The sequence below is a fragment of the Enterobacter sp. 03-F-07-AD-ECC genome (assembly GCF_047530935.1).
GTDB lineage: Bacteria > Pseudomonadota > Gammaproteobacteria > Enterobacterales > Enterobacteriaceae > Enterobacter > Enterobacter cloacae.
Genome location: NZ_JBLKBZ010000046.1, coordinates 1 through 5,829, shown reverse-complemented (window position 1 = coordinate 5,829; position 5,829 = coordinate 1). Strand labels below are relative to the sequence as shown.

At 51.8% G+C, this 5,829-nt stretch carries 5 protein-coding genes and 3 pseudogenes; 4 read left to right on the top strand and 4 right to left on the bottom strand.

Annotated elements, in window-relative coordinates; translation table 11 throughout:
* Positions 1 to 105 precede the first annotated feature (105 nt).
* Positions 106 to 312, bottom strand: a pseudogene (locus ACMWKA_RS25265) (DUF4158 domain-containing protein); the annotation flags it as partial.
* A gap of 163 nt (positions 313 to 475) precedes the next feature.
* On the opposite strand from ACMWKA_RS25265, the gene ACMWKA_RS25260 reads away from it, so the two are divergent.
* The 3 genes and pseudogenes from ACMWKA_RS25260 to ACMWKA_RS25250 all read left to right on the top strand — a co-directional run.
* A complete protein-coding gene (locus ACMWKA_RS25260) occupies positions 476 to 1,033 on the top strand; it encodes a recombinase family protein (protein WP_193227456.1) in 558 nt (185 codons plus the stop codon).
* A 182-nt stretch (positions 1,034 to 1,215) separates the two neighbouring features.
* Positions 1,216 to 2,076 carry a broad-spectrum class A beta-lactamase TEM-1 gene (locus ACMWKA_RS25255; protein ID WP_000027057.1) on the top strand — a complete coding sequence of 287 codons (861 nt, stop codon included), beginning with the start codon at positions 1,216 to 1,218 and terminating at the stop codon, positions 2,074 to 2,076.
* A gap of 209 nt (positions 2,077 to 2,285) precedes the next feature.
* Positions 2,286 to 2,690, top strand: a pseudogene (locus ACMWKA_RS25250) (IS91 family transposase); the annotation flags it as partial.
* Between the two features lie 106 nt (positions 2,691 to 2,796).
* Here ACMWKA_RS25250 and ACMWKA_RS25245 read toward each other — a convergent pair.
* The 3 genes from ACMWKA_RS25245 to sul2 are packed head-to-tail and all read right to left on the bottom strand — an operon-like array spanning position 2,797 to position 5,312.
* Positions 2,797 to 3,633: an aminoglycoside O-phosphotransferase APH(6)-Id gene (locus ACMWKA_RS25245; protein ID WP_000480968.1), complete on the bottom strand. Its 837-nt coding sequence runs from the start codon at positions 3,631 to 3,633 to the stop codon at positions 2,797 to 2,799.
* Complete coding sequence (gene aph(3'')-Ib, locus ACMWKA_RS25240; RefSeq protein ID WP_001082319.1) at positions 3,633 to 4,436, bottom strand: aminoglycoside O-phosphotransferase APH(3'')-Ib; 804 nt, start codon at positions 4,434 to 4,436, stop codon at positions 3,633 to 3,635. Before aph(3'')-Ib ends, ACMWKA_RS25245 begins: the two co-directional genes overlap by 1 nt.
* 60 nt (positions 4,437 to 4,496) lie before the next feature.
* A complete protein-coding gene (gene sul2 / locus ACMWKA_RS25235; protein WP_001043260.1) occupies positions 4,497 to 5,312 on the bottom strand; it encodes a sulfonamide-resistant dihydropteroate synthase Sul2 in 816 nt (271 codons plus the stop codon).
* A gap of 329 nt (positions 5,313 to 5,641) precedes the next feature.
* On the opposite strand from sul2, the pseudogene ACMWKA_RS25230 reads away from it, so the two are divergent.
* A pseudogene (locus ACMWKA_RS25230) lies at positions 5,642 to 5,746 on the top strand (Arm DNA-binding domain-containing protein); the annotation flags it as partial.
* Positions 5,747 to 5,829: the final 83 nt, after the last annotated feature.

Genomic DNA, 5,829 nt, shown 5'->3' with positions numbered 1-5,829 from the left:
CTTTTCTTTCACCCAATGGGTGAAAGCTGAATTTCGAAGGAATGCATATTTATCAAGGCTTTGATTATGCTTTTTGAAGTACTGACGTAGAATCTAGGTATGATTCATATCGGTGAGGAAGGTGCCCAGAAAACGGACACATCCAATTTGCAGGGCAATGCCCAGACGGTTGTGATCACCTCTGCTTTTTCCGATAAATTCCTTGTCTGCTTCATCAAGGTGAAAATATCGTGCCAGCTGAAGCTCATCCGGTTCACCGGTGAATCTGCCATAGCTTTCAGTCTGCTCAGTGGTCAGAAAGTCAACGGGCATATCGGCCTCCCTGCCTGACGGGCATTTAGTAACATTTTTCCAACCGTACGAAATGTTATAAATTATCGGACATCGTAAAACTGTTACATTAATATGTCTATTAAATCGTAAATTTGTAATAATAGACATGAGTTGTCCGATATTCGATTTAAGGTACATTTTTATGCGACTTTTTGGTTACGCTCGGGTCTCAACCAGTCAGCAGTCTCTTGATCTTCAGGTCAGAGCACTCAAAGACGTAGGTGTGAAAGCAAACCGTATATTTACCGATAAGGCATCCGGCAGTTCAACAGACCGGGAAGGGCTGGATTTGCTGAGGATGAAGGTGGAGGAAGGTGATGTCATTCTGGTTAAGAAGCTCGACCGTCTTGGCCGCGACACTGCCGATATGATCCAACTGATAAAGGAATTTGACGCTCAGGGCGTGGCAGTCCGGTTCATTGATGACGGGATCAGTACCGACGGTGATATGGGGCAAATGGTGGTCACCATCCTGTCGGCTGTGGCACAGGCTGAACGCCGGAGGATCCTAGAACGCACGAATGAGGGCCGACAGGAAGCAAAGCTGAAAGGAATCAAATTTGGCCGCAGGCGTACCGTGGACAGGAACGTCGTGCTGACGCTTCATCAGAAGGGCACTGGTGCAACGGAAATTGCTCATCAGCTCAGTATTGCCCGCTCCACGGTTTATAAAATTCTTGAAGACGAAAGGGCCTCGTGATACGCCTATTTTTATAGGTTAATGTCATGATAATAATGGTTTCTTAGACGTCAGGTGGCACTTTTCGGGGAAATGTGCGCGGAACCCCTATTTGTTTATTTTTCTAAATACATTCAAATATGTATCCGCTCATGAGACAATAACCCTGGTAAATGCTTCAATAATATTGAAAAAGGAAGAGTATGAGTATTCAACATTTTCGTGTCGCCCTTATTCCCTTTTTTGCGGCATTTTGCCTTCCTGTTTTTGCTCACCCAGAAACGCTGGTGAAAGTAAAAGATGCTGAAGATCAGTTGGGTGCACGAGTGGGTTACATCGAACTGGATCTCAACAGCGGTAAGATCCTTGAGAGTTTTCGCCCCGAAGAACGTTTTCCAATGATGAGCACTTTTAAAGTTCTGCTATGTGGTGCGGTATTATCCCGTGTTGACGCCGGGCAAGAGCAACTCGGTCGCCGCATACACTATTCTCAGAATGACTTGGTTGAGTACTCACCAGTCACAGAAAAGCATCTTACGGATGGCATGACAGTAAGAGAATTATGCAGTGCTGCCATAACCATGAGTGATAACACTGCTGCCAACTTACTTCTGACAACGATCGGAGGACCGAAGGAGCTAACCGCTTTTTTGCACAACATGGGGGATCATGTAACTCGCCTTGATCGTTGGGAACCGGAGCTGAATGAAGCCATACCAAACGACGAGCGTGACACCACGATGCCTGCAGCAATGGCAACAACGTTGCGCAAACTATTAACTGGCGAACTACTTACTCTAGCTTCCCGGCAACAATTAATAGACTGGATGGAGGCGGATAAAGTTGCAGGACCACTTCTGCGCTCGGCCCTTCCGGCTGGCTGGTTTATTGCTGATAAATCTGGAGCCGGTGAGCGTGGGTCTCGCGGTATCATTGCAGCACTGGGGCCAGATGGTAAGCCCTCCCGTATCGTAGTTATCTACACGACGGGGAGTCAGGCAACTATGGATGAACGAAATAGACAGATCGCTGAGATAGGTGCCTCACTGATTAAGCATTGGTAACTGTCAGACCAAGTTTACTCATATATACTTTAGATTGATTTAAAACTTCATTTTTAATTTAAAAGGATCTAGGTGAAGATCCTTTTTGATAATCTCATGACCAAAATCCCTTAACGTGAGTTTTCGTTCCACTGAGCGTCAGACCCCTAAAAGAACTTTCCGCTAAGCGATAGACTGTATGTAAACACAGTATTGCAAGGACGCGGAACATGCCTCATGTGGCGGCCAGGACGGCCAGCCGGGATCGGGATACTGGTCGTTACCAGAGCCACCGACCCGAGCAAACCCTTCTCTATCAGATCGTTGACGAGTATTACCCGGCATTCGCTGCGCTTATGGCAGAGCAGGGAAAGGAATTGCCGGGCTATGTGCAACGGGAATTTGAAGAATTTCTCCAATGCGGGCGGCTGGAGCATGGCTTTCTACGGGTTCGCTGCGAGTCTTGCCACGCCGAGCACCTGGTCGCTTTCAGCTGTAAGCGTCGCGGTTTCTGCCCGAGCTGTGGGGCGCGGCGGATGGCCGAAAGTGCCGCCTTGCTGGTTGATGAAGTACTGCCTGAACAACCCATGCGTCAGTGGGTGTTGAGCTTCCCGTTTCAGCTGCGTTTCCTGTTTGGGGTCGTTTGCGGGAAGGGGCGGAATCCTACGCTAAGGCTTTGGCCAGCGATATTCTCCGGTGAGATTGATGTGTTCCCAGGGGATAGGAGAAGTCGCTTGATATCTAGTATGACGTCTGTCGCACCTGCTTGATCGCGGCCGCGATAGCTAGATCGCGTTGCTCCTCTTCTCCATCCGCGTTCCAAGCTGCGGAAAGGCACCCATAAGCGTACGCCTGGTCGAGCAGGCGACGCGGATCGACGTCCAGCGCACGAGAGAATGCGTCCGCCATCTGTGCAATGCGTCTAGGATCGAGACAAAGGTCGTCTCTGTCAGCCGGATCGTAGAACATATTGGCGGCGCCAAAGCCCACTTCACCGACCAGACCGACGGGATCTATCACCAGCCAGCCGCGACTGGAGAACATGATGTTTTCATGATGCAGATCGCCATGTAGCCCACGCAGTTCCGAGGCATTGCTCATCATTTGATCGGCTATAATCGCCGCGTGGACGTAGTCAGTTTGACAACCTGCGTTTTGATCATCGCGCGCCCGCTGAAACAAAGCTGCAAAGCGATCCCGGATCGGGAGAAGGGCAGAAGGCAGGGGTTCCTCAGATGCGGCATACAGCTTCGCCATTAGTTCCGCTGCAATTTCGGTCGCCTGGTAGTCGCCGTGCTCGGCAACGATGTGAGAGAGCATTCGCTCCCCGGCATATTCGAGCAACATCAGATTGTTCTCACGACCGAGCAACCGGACTGCTCCCCTCCCATTGCGCCATACCAGATAGTCGGCCCCGCGCAGTTCATCAGCAATGTCTTCTATAGGTTTCAATCCCTTGACGATTGCAGGAGTCCCGTCTGGCAATGAAACTTTCCAAACGAGGCTGGAAAAGGTGTCCGCAATGAGAACAGGTTGCGAAACGTGCCAATGAGCAGGAAAAACAGGCGGCATGAACATCAACCCCAAGTCAGAGGGTCCAATCGCAGATAGAAGGCAAGGCGTTCGCGGTCGGGGGCTTCGATCCCCAATACATTGAATAGGACAGCGAAGGCGCGCTCTGCTTCATCTGGCGCTGCCCAGTTCTCTTCGGCGTTAGCAATCATGAGTGCCAAATCGGCATAGCGATCTGCTGTTCCGAGCCGCCCAAGGTCGATCAGACCCGTGCATTGAAGAGTTTTAGGGTCCACCATGAAGTTCGGCATGCAGGGATCACCATGGCAAACAACCATATCGGTGCGCTCTTGGTCGAGCCGCACCGGTAGCTCTCGTTCGACACGAGCCAAAAGATCGAGCTGCGGCGTACTCTTGTCCTCGTCCGGTAAGAAGTCGGGATTGACGGCATTGCGGGACACCACATCAACGGCGCGTCCGAACATTCGCGACAGCCTGCGCTCAAACGGACATTGATCAACCGATAGGCTGTGAACAGCGCCAAGTTGCTGCCCCATTGACGGCCACGCTTTGAGCAAATCCGCTCCAGACAGATCAGCCGCCGGTACTCCCGGAATTGCCGTTATCACCAAGCATGCACCCTCCTGTTCCTCCTGCCAGTTGATGACCTCGGGGCAAGCCACACCTCGACCTTTGAGCCAAATGAGGCGGTCACGCTCTCCAGCGAGCTCACCGCGGCGGGAAGCAGGTGCGATTTTCGCGAAGGCATGCCCGTCACCACGTCGAAAAACAAAATCACCAGATTCTCCGCCTCTGACAGGCAACCAGTCAGAATGCGATTCACCAAAAAAAATATTAGTTCGATTCAATGGAGGTTCCTTCAGTTTTCTGATGAAGCGCGAATATAGAGAAATATCCCGAATGTGCAGTTAACGAATTCTTGCGGTTTCTTTCAGCGCCGCCAATACCGCCAGCCCGTCGCGCAAGGGGCGCGGCTCGTGTGTGCGGATGAAGTCAGCTCCACCTGCGGCGGCGGCAAGCTCTGCAGCGAGTGTCGCGGCCCCGACATCCCCCGGACCACGGCCTGTGAGCGCGCGCAGAAAGGATTTGCGCGAAACAGACAGAAGCACCGGCAAATCGAAGCGCAGCCGCAATTCATCGAACCGCGCCAGCACCGAGAGCGAGGTTTCGGGAGCAGCCCCCAGAAAAAACCCCATGCCGGGATCAAGGACAAGGCGGTTGCGTTTGATACCGGCACCCGTCAGCGCCGCGATGCGCGCGTCAAAGAACGCCGCAATGTGATCCATGATGTCGCCAGCGGGTGCCTCGCGCCGATCTGCCTGCCCGTCTTGCACCGAATGCATAACGACGAGTTTGGCAGATGATTTCGCCAATTGCGGATAGAACGCAGCGTCTGGAAAACCGCGAATATCATTGAGATAGGCCACACCACGCGACAAGGCATAGGCTTGCGTCGCGGGTTGATAACTGTCGAGCGAGACGGGAATGCCATCTGCCTTGAGCGCGTCCAGCACCGGCGCGATACGCGCGATTTCTGTGTCGGACGAAACAGGCGCGGCGTCGGGATTGCTGGATGCCGGACCGAGGTCGATCACATCTGCCCCCTCGGCCATCAGCTTACGCGCCTGCGCAATGGCTGCGTCTGGCGCCAGATACCGGCCTCCATCGGAGAAACTGTCCGAGGTTATGTTGACGATGCCGAAAATGATGAGCGATTTATTCATGGGGGCTTCTATAATAATAATAATCGAGCATGAGTCTCATACGGATGCTCGGGTCGAAAGGGAATCCCCAGGCGAGTAACCTGTTTGCGGTGCTCCATTAGCTGCAGGAGCAGAATAGCATACATCTGGAAGCAAAGCCAGGAAAGCGGCCTATGGAGCTGTGCGGCAGCGCTCAGTAGGCAATTTTTCAAAATATTGTTAAGCCTTTTCTGAGCATGGTATTTTTCATGGTATTACCAATTAGCAGGAAAATAAGCCATTGAATATAAAAGATAAAAATGTCTTGTTTACAATAGAGTGGGTATCGGAGACGAAGAAGGACAAGGTACATGCTGACCGATACCAAGCTGCGCAATCTCAAGCCCAGGGACAAACTCTACAAAGTGAATGACCGGGAAGGTCTCTATGTGGGGGTCGCCTCAGAAAACGGAATCTATGGTCACTCCCGTTTTTGCAACACCGATTTTGACGACAAGTTGGCTTGCTTGAATCTATCCGGCGTCTGAATGGGATTTTA

What these genes read in the sequence shown, in the direction of transcription:
- ACMWKA_RS25255 (WP_000027057.1), top strand. Translation starts at nt 1,216, where the DNA reads ATGAGTATTCAACATTTTCGTGTCGCCCTTATTCCCTTTTTTGCGGCA.
- ACMWKA_RS25245 (WP_000480968.1), bottom strand. Translation starts at nt 3,633, where the DNA reads ATGTTCATGCCGCCTGTTTTTCCTGCTCATTGGCACGTTTCGCAACCT.
- ACMWKA_RS25260 (WP_193227456.1), top strand. Translation starts at nt 476, where the DNA reads ATGCGACTTTTTGGTTACGCTCGGGTCTCAACCAGTCAGCAGTCTCTT.
- sul2 (WP_001043260.1), bottom strand. Translation starts at nt 5,312, where the DNA reads ATGAATAAATCGCTCATCATTTTCGGCATCGTCAACATAACCTCGGAC.